17 protein-coding genes and 2 pseudogenes are annotated in these 21330 nt (G+C 67.0%); 10 read left to right on the top strand and 9 right to left on the bottom strand.

Annotation, left to right across the window (positions count from 1 at the left end; all coding sequences use genetic code 11):
- Positions 1 to 504 precede the first annotated feature (504 nt).
- Together Raf01_RS46555 and Raf01_RS46550 are read right to left on the bottom strand one after the other, a co-directional pair.
- Positions 505 to 1482: an endonuclease/exonuclease/phosphatase family protein gene (locus Raf01_RS46555; RefSeq protein ID WP_203924602.1), complete on the bottom strand. Its 978-nt coding sequence runs from the start codon at positions 1480 to 1482 to the stop codon at positions 505 to 507.
- A 523-nt stretch (positions 1483 to 2005) separates the two neighbouring features.
- Positions 2006 to 3238, bottom strand: coding sequence for a dipeptidase (locus tag Raf01_RS46550; RefSeq protein WP_203924601.1), 1233 nt, complete (start codon positions 3236 to 3238; stop codon positions 2006 to 2008).
- A 240-nt stretch (positions 3239 to 3478) separates the two neighbouring features.
- Between Raf01_RS46550 and Raf01_RS46545 the strand changes: the two genes are divergently transcribed.
- The 9 genes from Raf01_RS46545 to Raf01_RS46505 all read left to right on the top strand — a co-directional run bounded on the left by Raf01_RS46545 (position 3479) and on the right by Raf01_RS46505 (position 13976).
- A complete protein-coding gene (locus Raf01_RS46545; protein ID WP_203924600.1) occupies positions 3479 to 4693 on the top strand; it encodes an amidohydrolase family protein in 1215 nt (404 codons plus the stop codon).
- A gap of 6 nt (positions 4694 to 4699) precedes the next feature.
- Positions 4700 to 5935, top strand: coding sequence for a Zn-dependent hydrolase (locus Raf01_RS46540; RefSeq protein ID WP_203924599.1), 1236 nt, complete (start codon positions 4700 to 4702; stop codon positions 5933 to 5935).
- A 159-nt stretch (positions 5936 to 6094) separates the two neighbouring features.
- Positions 6095 to 7216, top strand: a complete 1122-nt coding sequence (locus Raf01_RS46535; RefSeq protein WP_203924598.1) for an Lrp/AsnC family transcriptional regulator — start codon at positions 6095 to 6097, stop codon at positions 7214 to 7216.
- A gap of 126 nt (positions 7217 to 7342) precedes the next feature.
- Positions 7343 to 8914: an ABC transporter substrate-binding protein gene (locus tag Raf01_RS46530; protein ID WP_203924597.1), complete on the top strand. Its 1572-nt coding sequence runs from the start codon at positions 7343 to 7345 to the stop codon at positions 8912 to 8914.
- Positions 8911 to 9852: an ABC transporter permease gene (locus Raf01_RS46525; RefSeq protein WP_203924596.1), complete on the top strand. Its 942-nt coding sequence runs from the start codon at positions 8911 to 8913 to the stop codon at positions 9850 to 9852. Before Raf01_RS46530 ends, Raf01_RS46525 begins: the two co-directional genes overlap by 4 nt.
- On the top strand, positions 9849 to 10781 hold the full coding sequence (locus Raf01_RS46520; RefSeq protein ID WP_203924595.1) for an ABC transporter permease: 933 nt from the start codon (positions 9849 to 9851) through the stop codon (positions 10779 to 10781). Before Raf01_RS46525 ends, Raf01_RS46520 begins: the two co-directional genes overlap by 4 nt.
- Entirely contained in the window at positions 10778 to 11668 is an 891-nt protein-coding gene (locus tag Raf01_RS46515) for an ABC transporter ATP-binding protein (protein ID WP_203924594.1), read from the top strand. Before Raf01_RS46520 ends, Raf01_RS46515 begins: the two co-directional genes overlap by 4 nt.
- Positions 11665 to 12705: an ABC transporter ATP-binding protein gene (locus Raf01_RS46510; RefSeq protein WP_203924593.1), complete on the top strand. Its 1041-nt coding sequence runs from the start codon at positions 11665 to 11667 to the stop codon at positions 12703 to 12705. Before Raf01_RS46515 ends, Raf01_RS46510 begins: the two co-directional genes overlap by 4 nt.
- Complete coding sequence (locus Raf01_RS46505; protein WP_203924592.1) at positions 12705 to 13976, top strand: BPL-N domain-containing protein; 1272 nt, start codon at positions 12705 to 12707, stop codon at positions 13974 to 13976. Before Raf01_RS46510 ends, Raf01_RS46505 begins: the two co-directional genes overlap by 1 nt.
- 207 nt (positions 13977 to 14183) lie before the next feature.
- On the opposite strand, the gene Raf01_RS46500 is transcribed toward Raf01_RS46505, so the two are convergent.
- The 3 genes and pseudogenes from Raf01_RS46500 to Raf01_RS46490 all read right to left on the bottom strand — a co-directional run bounded on the left by Raf01_RS46500 (position 14184) and on the right by Raf01_RS46490 (position 17511).
- Complete coding sequence (locus tag Raf01_RS46500; protein WP_203924591.1) at positions 14184 to 15785, bottom strand: hypothetical protein; 1602 nt, start codon at positions 15783 to 15785, stop codon at positions 14184 to 14186.
- Positions 15782 to 16189, bottom strand: coding sequence for a hypothetical protein (locus Raf01_RS46495; protein WP_203924590.1), 408 nt, complete (start codon positions 16187 to 16189; stop codon positions 15782 to 15784). Before Raf01_RS46495 ends, Raf01_RS46500 begins: the two co-directional genes overlap by 4 nt.
- A gap of 537 nt (positions 16190 to 16726) precedes the next feature.
- A pseudogene (locus tag Raf01_RS46490) lies at positions 16727 to 17511 on the bottom strand (IS5 family transposase).
- Between the two features lie 276 nt (positions 17512 to 17787).
- Between Raf01_RS46490 and Raf01_RS50745 the strand changes: the two are divergent.
- Complete coding sequence (locus Raf01_RS50745; protein WP_275413210.1) at positions 17788 to 17913, top strand: hypothetical protein; 126 nt, start codon at positions 17788 to 17790, stop codon at positions 17911 to 17913.
- 343 nt (positions 17914 to 18256) lie between these two features.
- Here Raf01_RS50745 and Raf01_RS46485 read toward each other — a convergent pair whose 3' ends face one another.
- The 4 genes and pseudogenes from Raf01_RS46485 to Raf01_RS50330 all read right to left on the bottom strand — a co-directional run.
- Positions 18257 to 19228, bottom strand: a complete 972-nt coding sequence (locus Raf01_RS46485; protein ID WP_203924589.1) for a hypothetical protein — start codon at positions 19226 to 19228, stop codon at positions 18257 to 18259.
- A complete protein-coding gene (locus Raf01_RS51140; protein ID WP_373319782.1) occupies positions 19228 to 19455 on the bottom strand; it encodes a TauD/TfdA family dioxygenase in 228 nt (75 codons plus the stop codon). Before Raf01_RS51140 ends, Raf01_RS46485 begins: the two co-directional genes overlap by 1 nt.
- Positions 19456 to 20161: 706 nt before the next feature.
- Positions 20162 to 20341 carry a hypothetical protein gene (locus tag Raf01_RS46475; protein ID WP_203924587.1) on the bottom strand — a complete coding sequence of 60 codons (180 nt, stop codon included), beginning with the start codon at positions 20339 to 20341 and terminating at the stop codon, positions 20162 to 20164.
- A 217-nt stretch (positions 20342 to 20558) separates the two neighbouring features.
- Positions 20559 to 21226: pseudogene (locus Raf01_RS50330) on the bottom strand (transposase); the annotation flags it as partial.
- Between the last annotated feature and the right edge of the window lie 104 nt (positions 21227 to 21330).

The raw sequence follows: 21330 nt of genomic DNA, 5'->3' as shown, positions 1-21330 counted from the left end.
CATGGATGAGTACCGACGCCGACCAGCAGAAACCCCCACCGAACACGCGCTCATCGAGCATGTGGCGGCAGCGGCACGCGGTGTGGTTGTGCACCCAGTGTGAGTCGGGATTCGGCCGCGTTCGTGTCGGCGGGTCAACCCGGCGAGCAAGTACCGTTCGCCGTTACCGATTTCCGGCGCCCGGGTGGCGCTGGCCAGTTGCCCGACCACGACGTCTTCTTCGCTCGCCAGAGGCGGATGCGCCCGTTCGCGGGAGATGACCCACTGATGCACCATGTTCCAGCGTCGTGTCTCGGATTGGCCGAGCAGTTCGTCTCGTCGAGGGGCCGCGGTCAGTGCGCTGCCGGGTTCCACGCCTGCCGGCCGGTGTATCGCGGGTTGGCCAGTATCGCCGCGACTGTGCGCAGCCCTCATTGGGGCTGTGTCGGTGCAGCGTGCCAGGATGGGCGAATGGTTGTACAGCAATGAGCCTGGCGCCTGGCCGGATTCACCGTGTTCGGCGGACTAGACCGCCGTGAACCGGGCGATGACTGGAGCGTGGTCGGGCACGGTCGCGGGTCGCCGTGTTTCGGTGGAGGCGGTGATGGATCCGATGTCGTCGACGAGGCTGTCGACGCTGGCAAGGCGTAGCCGTAGGTCGCGGGAGACGAAGATGTGGTCGATGAGTTCGCCTTTGCCTTCGTAGATGCGGGAGTAGGCGCGGCCTGCGGGTAGCAGGCTGGCGAGGTTGTATAGCCGTACCGGGTCGCCTTTGTCGGGACGGGTGACGCTGCCGTCGTCCGGGCCGCCGAGGAGGGTGGTGGTGACGGCGTCGGGGCCGTCGTTGAGGTCGCCGCAGAGGATCGTCGGGATGCCCGGTTCGCCGTCTTTGGCGGCGGCGGTCATGGCCTTGTTCAGTTGGACTCGTACCGCGACGGCTTCGGCGGTGCGGCGCAGGAGTGCGTAGCCGGCGCCGCGGGCGCGTTCGTCTTCGCTGATCGGGAACCGGCGACCATTCGGGTAGGTCAGTAGCTTCGATTTGAGGTGGGCGGTCATCAGCCGGATCCCGCCGGCGACGTCGACGTGTACCTGTAGCGCGCCGCGGCCGAGTTCCTTGAGGGTGGTGCCGTCGACGTCGGGCACCTGCGGCAGGCCGGCCTTCGGTAGGGTGGCGAGCTGCTTCTCGACGGTGACCGGGTGCGGGGACAGGACGCCGACTCGGATGCCGCGTCCATCCGGGTGCGTGGAGAGCGCTGCCTTCCACCCGGCGCCTACGGCGGCGGCCAGGTCGTCGGCTGGTTGCTGGCCGCCGACCTCCTGTAGGGCGACGATGTCCGGGGCCAGGCCGCGGATCATGTTGGCCAGGTATGCGACCTTGGCGTCGTAGGTTTCCTCGTCCGGCGGCCCTGACTCGGTCCCGGCCGGGAAGAAGTTCTCCACGTTCCAGGTCATCACCGTCAACGGCCCGGTGGCGGCCGGCGTGGTGTTGGGGCGTGCGGGCATGGCGAAACCACCTGACCTCGATCGGGCTACCCGCCGACGGTAACGAGAGAGGGCGTGTTCGGCGGAGCGTTCGGTCGTATCCGCGACACGCGCAACACCTTGATCAGCGTCGTCGATGAAATTCTGGAACATCGGGTGACGAGGCGAGTGACCGCTTGTTGCCTGACAGCGGATCACCAAAGGTGGGACGGTATGGGAGACCGCTGTACCGTGCGAGCGTCCACTTCTGGACCAGCGGTCGTCGGTCAGAATCTCGGTGAGGGTGATCGTCGGATCGGCCTCGCCACAGTGTTACAACGTCGGTCGTATTGCGATTGAGAACCCGACGGGCTTCATGACGACGACGTCGTGGGTCGGAGGTGCCGAGTGCTGGTCGAGCAGCGGTCGCGGTCGGCCGGGCGGATGTTGTGACGGTGCAGGAGTCGTTCGCTGATGGGTACGGGTACCCGCGTCGTGACGGGCCATTCGGGTCGGGCGCGGCCGGTTCCCGGCGGTGCGGTGTCCGGGAACCGGCCGTGGGTGGTCACCAGATCTGTTGCAGCACCCGCAGAATGTTCCCGCCGGTGACGGCGATGATGTCTTCGTCGCTGTAGCCGTGCTTCACCAGCCAGCCGACGATGTTGTAGTAATTTTCCGTCGGGTTCTCCAGGCCGGAGACGTACGGCACTGGCGTGTATTCCGGGCCGCCGTGAGCGACGTGGACGCCGAGGTTCTGGGCGAAGATCTTGTGCAGACCGACGTGGTCGCCGTAGAGCGTGTCGGGGCCGAAGGCCACGTGCTCGATGCCCATGAGCTCGACGCAGTAGGTGAAGTGGTCCATCACCGACTCGATCGAGTGCTGCGGGTGGGCGTGCGACAGTGAGGTGTGTGGTGCGGCTTCGATGCCGATGACGCCGCCGCCGTCGGCACAGGCGCGGAGCACCGAGTCGGGCTTCATCCGCGGGGTCTCCCACACTGCGCGGGCGCCGGCGTGGGTGATGAGTACTGGCTTCGTGGACTGTTCGAAGGTGTCCAGGCAGGTCTGGTCACCGGAGTGAGAGACGTCGATGGCCATGCCGATGTCGTTCATCCGCTCCACCGCACGGCGGCCGAAGACGGTCAGGCCGCCGTCCCGGCTCTCCTTGAGTCCGGAGCCCAGGCCGTTGGCTTCGGAGTACGCGATGCCCATCTGCCGGATGCCCATGCCGTAGAGGATGTCGATGCGGTCGACTTCGTTCTCGATCGGAGTGGCCGCCTCGAGGCAGAGCACGATGCCGACCTGGCCGTTGTCCTTGGCGGCGCGGATGTCGTCGACGTCGTAGACGATCCTGGCGTAGTGCTGCTTGGCCAGGTCGGCGCGGCGCATGCCCAGGTCGTAGATGACGTCGTCCCATTTCCAGCCGAATTTGCTGGTGACGCAGGCGGTGCCGTCCATCATGTTGTCGAAGACGGCGGTCATGCCGGACTTGGACAGGCCGAGGTAGCTGGTGTGTTCCCGGCCGGTGCGGATGTAGCCGCGGACCTCGCTGATGTCGTCGGGGAAGATCTGCGGGTGGTCGTGCAGGCTGATGATGATGTTCTCGTCGATGAGCCGGCGGGTGCGGGCGTCCTGTTCGGCGTCCAGGCCCATGTCGTGTAGCGGGACCCGGCCGAGGTCTTTGGCCAGCTTGTACTCCTCGTAGTCCTGCCCGGGCTTGAGGTAGGAGAACGACTGGTAGCCGTTGTAGCTGGTCTTGCGGAACTCGACGGCGAACTCCTGCGCGGTGTCTTCACTCATGGGTGTGCCTTCCCTGCTGGGTCTGGAACGGTGCCGTCCGGGGATCGCTCGTGTCGGCCAGGTTTCGGGCAGCTCACCACGCTGCCTCGGGCCGGCGGTTCCGATTCGTGCATCGTCAACGTGTCTGGTGACGGCATCTGGCGGGAAGTATTGCTGATGTAGAGGATCGCTGCAAGACTGGCGCTCATTCTGGATCTTCGTTCGAGCCTCTGTGGTTCGTGTCGTCGTGAGGAGTCGCCCATGGCCCCGGATGCGCCCGTCGATGTCTTCGTCCATGCACGCGCACTGTTTGATGGCTTCAGCCGGCGCGAGGGGGACGGTCTGCTGGTGCGTGACGGGCGGGTGGTGGATGTCGGTACCCGGGGCAACCTCGCCGCCGCAGGCGCCACGGTGGTGGATTTCGGCGACGCGGTGATCGTGCCGGGTTTTGTCGACGCGCACACCCACGTCACCATCCGTCCCGGCGAGGGCGACCAGCACGGTCAGATCGTGAAGCCGGCGGTGTGGCAGACCATCCGCGGCGTGGAGAACCTGCGTCGCATGCTCGCTTCGGGGGTCACCACCGCGAAGATCATGACCGAGGAACACGACATCGACTTCGAGTTCCGGGATGCGATCGCCCGTGGTGAGACCGCGGGGCCGCGGCTGCGGGTCGCCGGTCCCGGCCTGAGCCCGCCCGGCGGGCACGGCAGTGCGGCCGGGGGAGTGGCGGGGGTGGGGCCGCTGCGGGAGGCGGTGCGGGCTCGGGCGGAGCGCGGCGCCGACCACATCAAGATCTTCACCACCGGCGGGGTGTCGTCGGTGAACTCGTCGCTGGCCGAGTCCAACTACTCGGGTGAGGAGATCGCGGCGATCGTGCGGAGCGCCGCCGAGTACGGGCTGAAGGTGTCCTCGCACGCGCACGGCGGCCCGGGAGTCGACCTGGCCGTGGCCAACGGGATCCACTCCATCGAGCACGGCGCCCTGCTGGACGAGGGCAACATCGCCGCGATGGCCACCGCGGGCACCTGGCTGACGTTCACCCAGACCATCCTGTTCCACCCGAGCGGGATCGAGCAGGGTGACGCCCAGGTCCCGGCGATCATGGCGAAGGTGCGGGAGGCACGCGCGTACGTGGAGGGCAACGTGGGTCGGGTGCGTGCTTCGGGCATCCCGATGGCGTTGGGCACCGACTCGATGCATGGCTTGTTCGGGTACGAGCTGCAGTGGCTGGTGGAGCACGGCTGGTCGCCGTTGGAGGCGCTGGTGGCCGGCACCCGGCACGGTGGCGAGCTGATCGGCGACCCGGACATCGGAGTGCTGCGGCCGGGTGCGCACGCGGATTTCGTGGTGCTGCGCCGTGACCCGTTCGCGGACATCACCGCGGTGTTCGACGTCGAGGCGGTCTACCGGGCAGGACGGCGCGCGGTATCCGGTGATGGTGCGGTATCCGCGGTCGCCGCGGCGGGGAGGTGACTGGGCATGGTGCTGCACATCGACGCCGCGCGGATGCGCGACGACCTTGCCACGCTCGCCGGGATCGGTCGCACCGAGGCCGGTGGCATCTCCCGGACGGCGTTCTCCGCGGCCGACGCGCTGGCCCGCCAGTGGTACCGGGACCGGTGTGTGGCGGCCGGGCTGGACCTGCGTGTCGACGGGCTGGGCAACATGTTCGCGCGGGCACCCGGCGCGGATACTGGTCTGCCGGCGGTCTGGTCCGGTTCGCACATCGACACGGTGCCCAACGGCGGCCCGTTGGACGGGGCGCTGGGCACGGTGGCGGCGCTGGAGTGTGTACGTCGCCTGGCTGAACTCGGCGTGCCGCTGGCCCGGCCGGTGTGCGCCGTGGTCTTCTCCGACGAGGAGGGCAACTACGGGCATCTGCTGGGGTCGCGGGGCCTGGTCCAGGGGTATGAGCTGGCCGCGCTTGAGGCGATGACCGGGCGGGACGGGGACCGGCTGATGGACGCCCTGGCGTCGTGGACGTGGGCGCAGGGCGAGCCGACCGCTACCCGGGTGAGCGCCGGCTCGGTGCACTCCTTCGTGGAGTTGCACATCGAGCAGGGGCCGCACCTGGAGGCCGCCGGTACCGAGATCGGAGTGGTCACCTCGATCGTCGGGCTCGGCGGTGCGGTCGTGGAGTTCACCGGCCGGGCCGACCATGCCGGAACCACGCCGATGACGATGCGTCGCGACGCGCTGCTGGCTGCCGGGGACTACCTGACCAGGCTGCCGGGCGTGGCGGCCTCGGTGGGGCAGCAGTCGGTGGTGACCTGCGGGCTGATCCGGGTCGAGCCGGGCGGGGCGAACGTCGTGCCCGGGCGGGCCCACGTGACGCTGGATTTCCGGGATCCCGACCGGAACCGGCTGATCGCACTGGGCCGGGCGTTGCGGGACGCGGCGGAGGCCAGCGCCGAGGCGCACGGGGTGGGTGTGCTGTGGCACGGGGCGGACATCGTCGACCCGGTGCCCCTGGACCAGACCATCCGTTCCGCGGTGCAGGCCGCGTCGGACGCGCTGGGGCTGCGTTCGGTGGCTATCGCGTCGGGGGCCGGGCACGATTCGCAGAACATGGCGCACCTGGCGCCCACGGGAATGATCTTTGTGCCGAGCAAGGATGGGCGTAGCCACTCGCCGGCCGAGGACACCGACTGGGCCGACCTGGAGCGGGGCGCCGATGTCCTGCTCAACACGTTGTACGCGCTGGCGACGTGCTGAATTCCACAGTGGACGCACACGGATCGTTCGGGCGAACCAGCGCCGCGGTCGGGGGTCGGGAGCCTTCGTTTGCGGTTTCGTACAGGTTACCGGCCCTATTCGCGCAGGAGTCCTGCGTCAGATCTTTACACGTTGCAGGAATGATGCGAGAGTCTGTACATGAACGGAGCCTCCAAGACGCCCCGCTTCGACGACGTCGACCGGCGGATCGTCGCGGCGCTGCAGGCCGATCCGCGCGCCTCGTGGTCGCAGCTCGGCGGCGTCACCGGAGTTTCCGAAACCACCGTGCTGCGCCGCGTCCAGCGGCTGCGGGACAGTGGTTCGTTGGTCATCGTGGCCGCGCCGGACGCACTGCGGTGCGGGTTTGGGCAGCCGGTACTGCTGCACTTCCGTACCGTGCCCGGCGAGGGTTCACGACTGGCGCACTACCTGGCCGAGCGGGACGACGTCCGCTATGTATCGCTGTTGACCGGCCGCAGCGACGTGATGTGTGAACTCATCACACCGGATCATGGGTACCTGAGCAGGGTGCTGATGCACGATCTGCCGGACACCAAGTGGGTGACCGGCACCCGGACCGAGATCGTGCTCAAGCGTTTCAAGACCCGCGACCAGTGGAGCCACACGCTTCTCGATGGCGCCGCCGCACCGCTCGCCCCCGATGACGGGGCGATCACCGCGGCGGTACCGGAGAAAGGCGGCCAGCTCGACGCGATGGACATCAAACTGCTCGCCGCGCTCGGTCCCGACGGCAGGCGCAGCTACGCCGACCTGTCCCACGAGCTGGGTCTGAGCGAAACCGCGGTCGCCCGGCGCGTCAACGCGCTGACCGCCGCGCACCGGCTCTACTTCGTGGCGATGGTCGACCCGGCGGCACTCGGCTTCGAATTCGAGGTCATGCTGCACATCCGGGTGGAACTGGCCAGACTGGAATCCATCGCGCTGGCGCTGGCCGCGATGACCGAGGTGCGCTACGTCTCGGCCACCACCGGCGACAGCGACCTGGCGGTCGACGCGATATTCCGGGACGCCAACGATCTGTACGAATTCATGACACACACGCTGGCCCGCATCCCCGGGGTACGGGAAGTCGAGCTGGACGTCGTCCTTGAGTCCATCAAACGCGAATACCGCTACCCGTTGTTTTCCGCGGGCGCTCCGACGTCGGCGCATCCACTCGCCCTGGCCGCGGCGGCCCGGATGCGCGACGCGGAGGCACCGCATGTCGACGTGACTCCCAGCCGAACCAAGAAGAAGTCGAAGACCACGACCGGGCACTGACGATCCGACCACGGCTTCGCGCGGCGCACAGTGCCGTGCCAGGGTTGTGATGCCGTGACGCGTCGCGCCTCTTTTTCATAGTCGACAGATCCTGACCGGCTCAGGGCGTTGATCGGGAGAATCACCATGGGCAACTACACCTCGGATCGCCGTACCCTGCTCAAGGGACTCGGCGCCACAGCACTCGTCTCCGCCTTCGCCTCACCGTTGCTCGCTGGCTGCGGCAAGGTGTCCACCACGTCGACCAGTGGCTCGGCGAGTGCCGGTACGCCCGTGCGTGGCGGCAAGGCGGTACTCGCCATCCAGGACAACCCGGTCAACATGGATCCGGCCGACGGGCAGCTGTACTCGTCGCTGCAGGTCTACCAGAACGTCTTCAGTGAACTGCTCGAGGTCGACGCCAACTTCAACTTCAAGCCGAACCTCGCCGCGTCCTGGAAGCAGGAGGACGCGCAGACCTGGATCTTTGAACTGGTTGACAACGCGGTCTTCCACAACGGTGAGCCGTTCACCGCCAAGGATGTCGCGTACACCATCAACCGGATGAAGGACCCGTCGCACGGGCTGGCCGCCTTCGTCGGATTCTTCTCCTCGGTCGAGGTGGTCGACCCGCACACCTGCCGCATCCACCTGTCCAAGCCGTACGGGCCGATGGAGGCCACGATGGCCAGCCTGGTGGACATCGTGAACGAGAAGGCGGTCTCCACCAGCGACCCGAAGCAGACCGCCGTCGGCACCGGACCGTACAAGATGGGGGAGTGGGTCAAGGGTAGCCACGTCACCCTGCAACGGTGGGACAAGTACTTCAAGTCGAACCAGCCGTACCTCGACGAGGTGACCTTCCAGTCGGTCGGTGACGACACCGTGCGGCTGTCCGGCCTGCAGACCGGCCAGTTCGACTGGATCCAGACCGTCCCGCAGCAGCAGATCCCCGCGCTGATGAAGTCGACCAGCATCGCGCACACCCCGGCCCGCGCCTACTTCCCGTACCTGGTTCTGCTCAACACGACCGCCCCGCCGTTCAACGACATCCGGGTGCGTCAGGCGGTCAACTGGGCCATCGACCGCTCCGAAGTCGTCAAGTTGGCGTTCTTCGGTGCCGCGACCGAGGCGACCGAGGCGGTGTCACCGCCGAATCCGTTCTACACCGGCGTCAGCCCGTACAAGGGCGGCCCCGACCTGGACAAGGCCAAATCGCTGCTCAGCCAGGCGAAGCTGGCCAGCACGGATGTGACGATCCTGGTCGAGCAGGAGGACTCCTCCTACACGCTGATCGCGCAGATCCTGCAGTCGCAGTTGAAGAAGATCGGCCTGAACCTGCACATCCAGACCGCGTCGTCGTCGGAGTACTTCGGCCTGATGGCCAAGCAGCAGTACGGCATCAGCGTCACCTACTTCAGTGCCTCGCTGGACCCGGCGTTGACCTACTACCTGCTCGGCTACTCGCAGTCCGGCTTCAACCTCAGCGCCTACAAGAGCCCCACCCTCGACGCCGCCCTGGCCAAGTTCACCTTCGAGGCCGACCAGAGCGTCCGCAAGCAGGTCTACCCGGAGCTGGTCAACGCGTTCCAGACCGAGTCGCCGTTCATCTTCCTGGCCAACCGGCAGCAGCAGTACTGGACGACGCCGAAGCTGCACGGCGCCGAGGCGCTGCCGTCCCTGGAGATCCGGGTCGAGGACATGTGGAAGTCGCAGTGATCACCCGCCGGCTGCTGATGACCATTCCGATCCTGGTCGGCACCGCGGTCATCGTCTTCCTGATCCTGCGCCTCGTGCCCGGCGACCCGGCAAGTGCCATCCTGGGCGCCAACGCCACGCCCGCCGGTATCCGCCAGGTCCGCGCCGACCTCGGCCTCAACCGTCCACTATGGGCACAGTTCGGCTCCTGGGTCTCCGGCGTGGTACGCGGGGACTTCGGCCACGACTACATCACCAACCAGTCGATCACCGCGGAGCTCGGCGCCCGGCTCCCGGTGACCCTGGAACTGGCCGGTATCGCGTTCGTCCTCGCCGCCGTGGTGGCCATCCCCGCCGGGGTGCTCGCCGCGGTCCGTCAGGGCGGCATCGTGGCCAAGGTGGTGCAGGGCCTGAGCGTTCTGACCATCGCGGTACCCGATTTCGTCTTCGGCATCCTGGGTATCCTGCTGTTCGCTCTGACCCTGGGGCTTGCGCCCTCCTCGGGATACGTCGCGGTCAGCACCTCACTCGGCGACAACCTACGGTCGCTGATCCTGCCCGCGATCGCGCTGGCCCTCGGTCTGGGCGGAGTACTGGCGAGGGTGACCCGTTCGGCGATGCTGGAGGTGCTGCACACCGACTACGTGCGCTTCGCCCGGGCGGGCGGGATGAGCCCGGTGTCCATCGTGTTCGGGCGGGCGCTGCGCAACGCCGCCATCCCGATCGTGACTGTCGCCGGCCTCCAGGTCGGCTACCTGCTCGGCGGCACGATCGTGGTCGAGCAGCTCTTCGCCATCCCCGGTGTGGGGCAGCTGATCGTGCAGGCGATGCTCAACCGCAACTACCCGGTCGTCCAAGCCTGCGTCCTGATCTTCGTGGTCGGCTTCATCCTGGTGAACCTGATTTCCGACCTGCTGTACACCGTACTCAACCCCAAGCTTCGGAGGGCAGGGGCGTGAGCGTTCCCGACATCCTCGCCGCGGACCCGGCCCCGCTTCCCGGGGCCGCGCCACCGGGATCTGCCGCGCCCGGCGACGCGACCACGGCTCGCCGGCCCTGGCTGCGCACCCTGACCCACAGCAGGAGCCTGGCCACCGGCCTGGTCCTGCTGGCCATCGTGCTGCTCGTGGCGATCATCGTGCCGTTGCTCGACCCGGGCGGCGCGACCCGCCTGCAGGCTCAGGATTCGTTGGCCGGACCGGGCGCGGGCCGGCTTCTCGGTGCCGACCAGCTCGGTCGCGATCTGCTGACCCGACTGGCGGAGGGGTACCGCATCTCCCTGGCCGTCTCGCTGGGCTCCGTGGCACTGGCACTGCTCATCGGCTGCCCGCTCGGCCTGCTGGCCGCCACCGGCTCGCCCCGACTCGGCGGTCTGATCATGCGGGTGCTGGATGTGCTGATGGCTTTCCCGGCACTGCTGCTGGCGATCGTGGTGGTCGCCCTGTTCGGCCCCGGCACGCTGGTGCTGCTGCTGGCCATCGGCATCGTCTACACACCGATCATCGCCCGGGTGATGCGCGCCGCCGCCCTGGAGACCAGCAGGCAGAGTTTCGTCGAGGCGGCCCGAGCACGCGGCGCCTCCTACTGGCGGCTGGTGCTGCGGCACATCACCCCGAACAGCCTCGGCCCGGTCATCGTCCAGGCGACCATCCTGATGGCGGTCTCCATCCTGCTCGAAGCGGCGCTGAGCTTCATCGGCCTCGGCGTGCAGCCACCGACCCCGTCGCTCGGGCTGATGCTGTCGGCCGGCCGCGACTTCATGGCCTCCTCACCGTGGGTGGTCGCCGATCCCGCCGTGGCCATCCTGCTGGTCGTCCTCGGGTTCACCCTCGTCGGGGACGGGATGCAGGAGTGGCTCGACCCGAAGAAGCGGGCGATCGCCCGATGAGCGCGCTGCTGGAGGTCCGTGACCTCGCCGTCCGCTACGGCGGCTCACCGCACCACGCCGTCGACGGTGTCTCGTTCACCCTCGGCCGTGGCGAGGTGCTCGGCATCGTCGGCGAGTCCGGATCCGGCAAGACCACCCTCGGACTGGCCCTGCTCGGGTTGCTGCCGGCCGGCGCCCACGCCAGCGGCGCCATCCGGTTCGACGGCGACGAACTGCTCGGCCTGCCGGAGAAGAAACTGCGCCGGCTGCGCGGCACCGCGCTGTCCACCATCGTCCAGAACGCGTCGACCGCCCTGGACCCGTGCTTCACCGTCGGCACCCAGCTGACGGCGCTGCTGCGCCGCCACCGCGGGCTCGGGCGCGACGCGGCCCGCCGGGAAGCGGTCGCGTGGCTGGCGAAGGTCGGCATCCCGGCGCCCGAGACCCGCCTGAAGGCGTACCCTCATCAGCTCAGCGGCGGCATGAACCAGCGGGTCGTGATCGCCATGGCGCTCGCGTTGAGCCCGAAGCTGGTCATCGCCGACGAGCCCACCTCGGCGCTGGATGTCACGGTGCAGGCTCAGGTGATCCGGCTGCTGCGGGCACTGATCGACGACGCGGGCAGTTCCATGGCGCTGATCACCCACGATCTCGGGGTCGTGGCCCAACTGTGCAGCCAGGTGGTCGTCATGAACGGTGGTGTCATCGTCGAGCGCGGCACGGTCGAGGAGCTGTTCGCCCATCCGCGTCACTCCTACACCCGCCGCCTGCTCGCCTCGCTGCCGTCCCGCCGGACGGTCGCGGAGCACCGCGACCCGTCACTGCCCGCCGGTTCCGGCGACCAGCCGGCGACCGCGCCGACCGGCGGCCTCACGGCCGCCACCGACACCGCCGGAGGTGAGCGGTGAGCGACCAGCACCCGGAACTGCTGCGCGTCGAGGCTCTCCGCAAGGAGTTCCCCCGCCACGCCAGCCTGGCCGCGAAGCTCACCGGGGCGACGCACGAGCCGCTGGTCGCGGTCCGCGACGTGAGCCTCGGCGTGGCGCCCGGCGAGACGTTGGCCATCGTCGGTGAATCCGGTTCCGGCAAGAGCACCCTCGGCCGGATGATCCTGGGCCTGATGCCGCCAACCTCCGGCACCATCACCTTCGACGGCCGCGACATCACCGCACTGCCACCCGCCGGGCGGCGGGCGCTCACCCGGGACCTTCAAGTGATCTTCCAGGACCCGTACTCGTCGCTCAACCCCCGGCAGCGCATCGAGGACATCATCCGGGAACCGCTGGACATCCACCGCATCGGCACCCTGGACCAGCGGCGGGAACGGGTCCGGGAGCTGATGGACCAGACCGCCCTGCCCGACCGGTACCGCCGCTGCTACCCGCATGAACTCAGCGGCGGACTGCGCCAGCGGGTCGGCATCGCGACCGCGCTCGCCGTCCACCCGAAGGTCATCGTCGCCGACGAACCGGTCTCCGCGCTGGATGTCTCCGTGCAGGCGCAGATCCTCGACCTGCTCGCCGAGGTCCAGCGGCAGACCTCGGTGGCGATGGTGTTCATCTCCCACGATCTCGGGGTGGTGCAGCAGATCAGCGACCGGGTCGCGGTGATGTGCCAGGGCGAGATCATCGAGTTGGGGCCGATCGAGGACGTCTACACCCATCCGCAGCACCCGTACACCAGGGCGTTGCTGTCCGCGATCCCGCCGGCCGACCCCACCCAGCCGTACCAGCCGATCGCGATCGGCGATCCGGTCCCGCTCAGCGACGCGGACCCGGGCTGCCGGTTCCGCGGCCGGTGCTGGCTGGCTGAGGAGGTCTGCGCGCAGCAGCCGCCGGCGCTGTCGCCACGACCGTCCGGCGACCTGGCCCGCTGCCACATCACCGAACGTGCACCGGACACATGGTTTGAGGCCGACCAGGCGATCACGATCGGAGGACGTTGATGGCGCGCATCGCCCTGTATGGCGCGGGTGGTTCGCCTTATCACCACGCGGCGATCCTGGCCCGGGCCGGGCACGCGGTGGCGTTCGTGTTCCCCGCCGACATCATCGGCGGCGCGCTGGCCGGCTTCGACGCGTTCGTCATGCCCGGCGGTGGCTACCGGGCGATGCAGGGGCAGTTGGAACCGCTGGGTGCGGTCGGGTGCCGGTCGATCCGCGACTATGTCGCCGGCGGCGGCACGTACATCGGATCGTGTGCGGGTAGCTATGACGCGGCCACGGTTCCGGCCCGGTTCCTGCGGGTCTGCCCCGAGCAGGCGGAGCTGTGCCTGCTGGAGGCGCGGGTGTGGAACGACGGCGAGTCGGTTCTCGGGGTGATCCAGTCGCCGGGTATCGGGGAGTTGGAGGCGGTCAACGCCGCGCCGGAGCATCCGGTGATGGCCGGGATGCCGGCCACGTTCCGGATTACGCATTACAACGGGCCGCTGTTCGTCGGCGGTCACGCGCTGGCCCGCGTCGGCGGTCCGACGTCGAAGTTCACGCCCGCGGAGGAGTTCCTTCAGCCGGCCACCGCGCCGCGGTTGATCGATCAGGCGGTCGAGGCGGGCGTGGCGAACATTGTCGCGGGGGAGTTCGGCGCGGGAAAGGTGGTGTTGTTCGGGTCGCATCCGGAGTTCGGCTCGTCGCTGGCCATGGATGACGTCGGTATCGCCGCGACGATGCTGCGCAACGCGGTGGCGTGGGCCGGTGATGGGCAGCGGGATGTGCGGGCGACGCTGGCCGACCGGCCGGTGCCGGACGCGGTACGTGACGCCGATCTGCACCGGCTGCCGCAGCTTGTCGATGAGATCGCCGCCCGGTGCGCCGCCCTGTCCAAGCGTGAGGAACCGCCGTGGTTGGCACCGTCCGCGGCGATGGCGCTGTTTGGCCGCACCGGTGCCGAGGTCTGGGCGGACGCGCTGCGGCAGCTGCCGGCCTTCGCCGCCGCGGCGGCGGCCGGCGCACCGGACCTGGGGACGCCGCTGCTGAGTTACCGGCCGCCGGCCGACTGGTCCGTGGACGGCGGTTTCCACGGTGTCGTGCCGCTGTTGGAGCAGGCGGTCGGGTTGCTCGCCCGTGCGGAGGAGAACTGGTCCGGGTCGTACCGTGCCGAGGATCCCTACGAGCACCTCCGGGACAGCCAGTATCACCTGGTCGCCGGCTCGTATCTGGCGGCTGTCGGTCGGGCCGCGTCGGCGGCGCTGTTGACCCGGATGACTCCGCCGCGAGCCTGACCACGCCCTCCCGGCGACCACCCGGCGCTGTTCGGCTCTACGAGCGTCTCGGCTCCCCGGTCGGGGTCGGGGCGGGGCCGGAGGGTCCATCCCCGAATGGTTTCGCCTTCGCCGGGGTTCCCTATCGCAGGGTGGATGCCGACGTTCAGGCGCGGAGCGATCGGGTTTCGGGGGCCGAATCGCCGAGTGTGTAGCATGCGGGCGATGTCAGGCCAGATCCGGTTCATGTGGGGATGGCTCGGCGATCTCTGGTGGCGGCGGATTGGATGATCGCGGCTGATGTCTGCCGGTCGTGGATGTGGTGGTTCGGCGGTCGGTGCTGATGCTGTGGACGAGCACACCAACGTCTTCGGTCAGCGATGCCCAGGAGGGTGCCCATCTGGCATGGGCGCTGGTATCGGGCCGTTGCCCACCGGTGTCGGAGATCGTGGGTGCCGGTTCGGCCGTCGTGGGCTCTGGTGCGCCGGATGTGTGTCCGGCGTCGAAGGGCGTGGCGACTGGGACCGGCGTCTTGGCGAGGTTTGGGTAGAGGGATTGGCCGACGGCGACGTTACGGAGGCGGTTGAGGAGGATGGCGGTGGCGGATTCGTTCGGGCGAGCGTGACTCCAGGTGGTTGTTGCGTGGAACAGCCCGTTCCTTGGCATCGAGTCGAGCAGTCTGTGACAGACGAGTAGTTGCCCACGATGGAGCAGGTCGTGCGCCACGATGTGGAGCTGGGCGGCGAGATCGGGGAGCTTCAGGGTGAGATTGAGCAGTTCTGTCTTCTGTAGGGTCGCGGGAGACTCTGGTAGCTGGCCTGGGGTGTAGTGATCGCGTAGCCAGTCTGTGGCCTTCTTCAGGTCCTGGCTGATTGTCGGGTGAATGGGACCGAGTAGATCGGCGATGCCTTCGAGGCTGTTTGCGGCTGCCAGCCATCGTCGGGCGCGGTGTTTGCCGGCGGGGACAACGTTCAGGGTATCCGCTGTGGTCGCGATGGTGAGGGCGAGTCGGGTTGCCGCGCGGATGTGTCGGAGGCTGGTGTCTTGCGGGTGTTGGGTCATCCAGGCACGGATTGAGTCGAGGATCGTGGAGACATCCGTCAGGCTCCGGATCTGGCGGGGTCCGGTTGAGGATTCGGTCGCTGGGGCGACGTCGAGGAATCTGACGATGGAGTCATTTCTGGAGGAACGAGCGAGCTGTCGCAGGGTGGCGGGGTAGTTGCTGGTCGTCCACCAGGTCATCGTCGCGGTGGTGTCTTCGTAGAGTGGTCGCAGCGTTTGTGATGCGGTGTGGCTGTTGAGCCATCGCAGGAGGGCCCGGTCGATGGCGACGGCGGTGATGGCGAGGGTGGCGATGTCGGCGACCGCGTTGCGTGTGCCGGTACCCTGCGCGATCGCTTGCCCTTCGGGTGTTGTGGGGCCGCCGACGCGCCAGCCGAGGTGGCTGGCGAGAACGTCGCCGGCGGTGGCGAGTGCTTCGCGTGCTCGGTTGAGTTGATGGATGACGGGGTCGTCGATCGTCGCTGCGGTGGGGAGCCGGGCGTCGGTCTGCGCGGCTGCCTGGAGGCCGGTACCGAGGATGATGGCGGGGTCGGTGTCCACGATCCTATGGCGGCGGTTGATGAGGTAGTCGGCGGTGGTGATGGTCGGGGGGTGGGCGGTTGGTCCGGTGAGGATCACGGCGATTCGAGCGAGGGTGCGGTAGACGCCGGAGCGGGCTCCGATGATGGCTGGTGCACGTGCGTAGCCGCCTCGGAGCCCTCCGCGAATGATGGTGCGGCATTCGTCGAGGGCCGCGGCGGCTTGGTCGAGCCAGTAGCCGTAGGTCACATCGGCCCTGCTAGTAACACCGTTGCCTTCTGAAGGTCGACCGAGGCGATCTCCCATTGCCAGCGCAACTCAGTGCTCGCGGTGGTATCGAAGCTCTGCTCGTGTAGCCGCTCAGCGGTGGTTTTGACGAGTTTGATGGTGTCCCGACGAACGACGGATGTGTCCTGCAGAGTGGTCTCATCGATACTGATGATCAGCGGCGGGTCATAGAGCACAAGGGCGTCGCTTACAGCTCCGATGGCGGTGAGGAACAGTGCCCAGTCGCTTGCTTGAGGCCCCGTCGGATCGACGGCGTATGCGGCGTGGATCGCGAGCCGTACCGCTGCGCGTATCGCGATCGACTCGGGCCCAAAGTCGCTCTTGAGGTCGTGGGTCGCGCGCTCCACTGCGTCTGCGTACTTCATAGCACCAGCCTTCCGTTCAGGAATCGTCGTCGCAACGCCGACCAACTAATAGTCAACCCCTGTCAACCTATGGCCATACCACACTGGTTGACCGCTGCACGCGGTCGCATGGGTATGAAGCAGGTCCATCAGAGTGGCGTTCGATCGATGATCCGTCATCTGACGGTTGCAGAAGGTCTGATCATCGAGGAGGTCGCCGCGAAACCTTAGCCAGCGCCGGGGACTATCTGGCCGCCAGTGGGGAGAAACCGCAGGCGACCGAGGTGTCGCAGTACGACACCCCCTTCGGCGAAGTCGCGGACACTCGGTACACCAGGGTCAGCGGCGTGGTTCCCGTACCGTGGCTCGGGGTTGCGGTCAGCGATGGGCCAGAACAGCAGGTCGCAGCGTTCGTGTCGACCGAGTGCGCGAGTGGAAGATGATGGCGAACCACCCACGCCGTCAGTCACGGCGCTCGACACGGAACATGCTCCGGTTTAGTTTGGTCGCGTCAGCGATCTCGATAACCCGGCCCGCTAAGAAGTCCTAACAGAATGATCATCTGATGAGTCTGCGGTAGCAGATGATGCCGCAGGCGAGTGACATGAACGCTTCGCGGATGTCGTCGCGGATTTCCCAGCGGAAGCGTAGTCGTCGGAACCAGTGCAGTAGCGCGATGCTCTGCTCGATGACCCACCGGTGCTTGCCGAGGCCGGTGCCGTGTTCGGTGCCGCGATGTGCGATGTGTGGGGTGATGCCTTTGGCGCGGACCGCTTGGCGGTACTTGTCGTGGTCGTAGCCGCGGTCGGCGTACAGGTCCTCGGGGCGGCGGGGGCGTCCTCGTTTGCCGCGTACCGGCGGGATGGCGTCGATCAGTGGGAGGAGTTGGGTGACGTCGTTACGGTTGCCGCCGGTAAGGCTGACTGCGAGGGGATGCCGGCGCCGTCGGAGATGACGTGGTGTTTCGAGCCGGTCCTGGCGCGGTCGACCGGGCTCGGTCCCGTTTTGGGCCGCCCTTCGTGGCCCGTAGATGTGAGCCGTCGACCACCGCCTTGGACCAGTCCAGCTTGTCCGCGGCGTGCAGTTCGGTCAGCAATACCTCGTGTAGGCGTCGCCATACACCGGCTTCGTGCCACTCGCTCAGCCGGCGCCAGCAGGTCATCCCGGACCCAAACCCCAACTGTTGAGGAAGGAACTCCCAGGCGATGCCGGTGTAGAGCACGAACAGGATCCCGCACAGCACCTTGCGGTCGGGTAGCCGTCGGCGGCCCAGGGTTGCGGTATGAGCGCTCGACCTTGGGAATCAGCGGCTCGATCCGTTCCCACAGCCCGTCCGGCACGATCCACGGAGGCTGCTCACCCTTCCTCACGAGTCATGATCATATCGACCATCCATCCAGGACGAAACACCAAGATCCATTTTGTTAGGACTTCTAAGGCGGCGCATTGCGGAGCGACGCTCGGGGAGGGACAATCCATGTGAAGTTGCCCTATGCTCACGGTCCACGCAATTAGCAAGGTTATATATTTCGTTCTCTAAACGGGATATCGGATATATACCGCGCGCACGTGGAGGCACGTCGAGCCTGGATTTCGCGGGCGGGAAGACCGCCGCGAACATGGCCATCACCCCAGTCGGCGCCAACGGCTCCATCGACCTCTACAACGGCGGAGGAGCAACCGTCGACCTACTCGTCGACCTCTACGGCGCCTACTACAAATACCCGTCAAGCCAACCCCTATGACCCTCCCAACCCGGCCGCCGCCTGAGGTCCTCGCGGCCAGCGGACGCTACAACGGACTCCACTGGAAAGGCGACCGGCTTAACTCGGCCCGGCTGTTCGAGGACTACCTCGAACACTGGACGTTGGCTACCTCGCCCGGCCAGCAGGCCAAGTTGAGCAACGAAGGCTTGCGTGCCCGGGCGAGCTGCGCCGGTTGCGATCCTCGCCTGGCCCACGACCGGCGCGCCACCCACGCGAAGCGACGGGGCCCCTTTCTCTGAACTAACGAACGAAGGGAAGCTCAATCCGGTTACTTCACGAGGCGGGCGATCGGATCCGCCGTCTCGTAGGGCGATTCTACGGCTCAATCGTTGCCATAATCCTCGCCTTCGTAGGCCGCGCCGAAGCGCTCCTCGAGGCTCTCCTCCTCCTCACGTGTGTATTGCTGCGGAAGACCTGCTGCGTGCATTTCAGCAGTGCTGGAAAGCTCGAGCCCACATACCACGCAGGTCATCCCAGTACCAACGAAAACGATGTCACGATAGATCGACTCGTCTTCGAGTCGCTCACTCGTTGCCCTGACAAGTTGGAGTCGGACGGCCGCTTGTGCACCGCAGGCCGGGCACCTGATAAATGCTGGTGCAGTCCCGGTTTCGGCAACAATCCTGCTCCATGCCGCGCCCGCTGCTGGGCTCGGGCCAGGACCGAATCCGGGAAGCATCTCGTACTGCCCACGAGCGTCGGGAATATCGAGTTGGCGGGTCGCAACTTCATCCGGACGCAAGAGTTGGAAATGGGCTCTGGCAGAAGCGATCCGCTTCTGGACCTCCGCTACAAGCTTCTTGTCTTCGTCCGCGACGAGCGCTCGACCCTGCGCCAGCAGTTCGCTGCCGATCAGATCCTTCGGCTCAAGGGTCAGATGTGCGCAGATAACGTCAACGAGCCTGATGAACCGCGGAAGCCAAGTATCGCTATCGAGCCCCACGGCAACGGAGCCGGTGTGCAACTCTCTGTTCCGAATGTTGATCAAGTAATTTGCGTCAGTGGCTCTCGATGGAGTAAATCCTTCCACGACGCGCTGAAGGCGGACGATCACGGTCTTCGATGCGATGGACTTTGGCTCGGTCCCCTCCGGAGAGGGAAACCCCGCCGCATCAAGAGCGAAGTCTGGCTCGGCCAGTAGCGTAGTACTAATTCGCGCAAGCGGCGCGCGAAGCAGGAACTCCAGCCCGAGCAGTAACCATATCGCCAAGACTTCGTAGTCGAGCCTTGGGTGTTCCCGTGCGCGTTCGAAGTACACCTTGGCCTTACCGATGAAGCTGTCGTAATCCCACATCAGTGATCCCATACGTAGGTGCGCTCGAGCACGCGCTTGGTCTGACCGTGAACTGCCGGGCGCCGGTGCAGAACCCGGAAGTTGTCGATGATAAGGAGGCGCCCCGGCCGCCACTCGACGTAGGCGGTTGGTGGCTTATCCTCCACGGTCTTGATGGCCAATCCCGTACGGGGTGTGCAAGTCCGGGGGTCCCACCTCAGTCGCGAGTTGCCGTTACCCAGGGGCATGACAGCGGGAAGATACTTTACGCGCCCCACCTGGTCTAGGGCCCTCAGCGTCGTGCCCCGTAGGCGGGCAAGAGTGTCCGCATCTGGAACGAGGAGTTCGGTCCAAGTCGAGTCGGACAGTTCAACGGCTTGCAGCAGCAGCCACCGAGGCGGGTCGGACGAAATCGCCCCGTCTGTGTGCCAGGGGAAGGCGCTCAGACCGTAGGCGCCGGACAGGCTCCACGGCTTAGACTCGCCGCTCTTTCTGGGTTCAAGCCGCACAGGCGAGGAAGCACGACCCAGCTCAGGGCCTACATCCGCCGCGGAGGTGTGGTCCAGCCAAGCCCAGCCCTGTACCTCGCCCGCCCAGGCCGTCACCGACACCCCCTTCATGTTTTTGAGAACGATACGGCGTGCGGTCAACCCGTGGTAGCGGGTAGCGAACCGGATACATGTCGGCTCATACGGGCTCGGCTAACGTTTGGCGCCACGGGTAGTCCTTCGGCGGAGGTGCCTCGACGACCCGTGGCGCGAATAGGCGGTGGCGGTGAGCCTTACCCCGCAATCTGTCGGCCACCCAGTTCGCGCCCTAGACGAGCCTACGGCTTGTGCTCACCGTCCCTGGCCTCGTTGATCGCTGACTGGATGCGCAGCCAGGTCGGGTCTGAATCGTCGGCGTCGGTCACGTTGTCGAGGTCGTCGTGGTTCCAAATGGGCAGGCCGTCGGTTAGTTCGAGCTGCTCCCAAGGTCCCCATCGGCATATACCGGTTCGGTGGCGTCGAGGAACGTCGTGATCGCGTCGGCGTCGGCCGCGACCGGCCCGCCTGGAACCGACAGCAGTGCGAGGTCGCCGTCGCTGTCGGCCAGGAGCAGTCGCTCAGTTGCGGTTCTCGCAAGCGCGGTCACCGGGGCGTCGACACTGGATGTGCGGTCCCGGCCATGGAGGCCAGATCGAACGCTATCAACGTGCCATCTGAGGTGCCGATCCAGAGCACGCCTGAGTGGGCTGCGAACGCGATGTTGTGCCGCGACTAATCGAGCATCTGCTCGGTCCAGTCCTGCGGCGCCGGGAATCCGGGGTACGGCTCCGGAACCTGTCAAGATCTTTTTGGACACTGAGTCTTCAGGTCGTCTGTAGTCGGGTGGTCGTGTTGCGTGGGTTGATCCACGCTGCGGCGGGCAGCTTGAGTGGGTTCGGGGGCGTCGGCTGAATCGCTCCGGGTGTCGGGCGTAGGCATCGGTGAGGGTCTCGGCACGGCCCTCGCGGATTTGCTCGGCCATTCCGAAATGGACGGACGCGGGAGTGTGTAGGCCCAGCCCGGAGTGGTAGTGATCGTGGTGGTGGTAGTTGAAGAACTGCACGCACAACGCTCGGGGGTCCTCGATACTGCCGAAGTGGTCGGGGAACGCGGGGCAGTACTTGAGCGTCTTGAACGCGGCCTCGCTGAACGGGTTGTCGTTGCTCACAAGGGTCGGGAATGACTGCGGGCCACGTCCAGGTCGATGAGCGGCTGCGCGATGGATTTGCTGGTCATCGAGGTGCCCCGGTCGGCATGCACTACCCTGGGTGCGCCGTAGGTCGCGATGACGTTATCGATGAACTCGGTGGCCAGCTCTGCGGACTCGGTCGCGGCGACGGTCCACCCGACCACGTACCGACTGAAGATGTCGATCATCACGTACAGGTCATAGTAGACACCCCGCCGCGGGCCCTTGAGCTTCGTGATATCCCAGCTGTAGACCTCGCCGGGGGTATGGGGCCACCAGCTCAGGCTTCGTCTTGGCCGGGTGGGTGTGGCGTGACCCCGTGAACTGACCCGGGCTGTGTGAGAGTCGGTTATCGGTGGGTGCAGGCGGCAGCGTATCCGGCCGGAGTTTGATAGGCCAGGGCCGAG

This window comes from Rugosimonospora africana (assembly GCF_016862975.1).
GTDB lineage: Bacteria > Actinomycetota > Actinomycetes > Mycobacteriales > Micromonosporaceae > Rugosimonospora > Rugosimonospora africana.
This window is presented reverse-complemented; position numbering and strand designations above follow the sequence as displayed.

What these genes read in the sequence shown, in the direction of transcription:
- Raf01_RS46555 (WP_203924602.1), bottom strand. Translation starts at nt 1,482, where the DNA reads ATGCCCGCACGCCCCAACACCACGCCGGCCGCCACCGGGCCGTTGACG.
- Raf01_RS46540 (WP_203924599.1), top strand. Translation starts at nt 4,700, where the DNA reads ATGGTGCTGCACATCGACGCCGCGCGGATGCGCGACGACCTTGCCACG.
- Raf01_RS46545 (WP_203924600.1), top strand. Translation starts at nt 3,479, where the DNA reads ATGGCCCCGGATGCGCCCGTCGATGTCTTCGTCCATGCACGCGCACTG.
- Raf01_RS46495 (WP_203924590.1), bottom strand. Translation starts at nt 16,189, where the DNA reads ATGAAGTACGCAGACGCAGTGGAGCGCGCGACCCACGACCTCAAGAGC.
- Raf01_RS46515 (WP_203924594.1), top strand. Translation starts at nt 10,778, where the DNA reads ATGAGCGCGCTGCTGGAGGTCCGTGACCTCGCCGTCCGCTACGGCGGC.
- Raf01_RS51140 (WP_373319782.1), bottom strand. Translation starts at nt 19,455, where the DNA reads ATGCCCCTGGGTAACGGCAACTCGCGACTGAGGTGGGACCCCCGGACT.
- Raf01_RS46530 (WP_203924597.1), top strand. Translation starts at nt 7,343, where the DNA reads ATGGGCAACTACACCTCGGATCGCCGTACCCTGCTCAAGGGACTCGGC.
- Raf01_RS46485 (WP_203924589.1), bottom strand. Translation starts at nt 19,228, where the DNA reads ATGTGGGATTACGACAGCTTCATCGGTAAGGCCAAGGTGTACTTCGAA.
- Raf01_RS50745 (WP_275413210.1), top strand. Translation starts at nt 17,788, where the DNA reads ATGGCCATCACCCCAGTCGGCGCCAACGGCTCCATCGACCTCTACAAC.
- Raf01_RS46505 (WP_203924592.1), top strand. Translation starts at nt 12,705, where the DNA reads ATGGCGCGCATCGCCCTGTATGGCGCGGGTGGTTCGCCTTATCACCAC.
- Raf01_RS46535 (WP_203924598.1), top strand. Translation starts at nt 6,095, where the DNA reads ATGAACGGAGCCTCCAAGACGCCCCGCTTCGACGACGTCGACCGGCGG.
- Raf01_RS46550 (WP_203924601.1), bottom strand. Translation starts at nt 3,238, where the DNA reads ATGAGTGAAGACACCGCGCAGGAGTTCGCCGTCGAGTTCCGCAAGACC.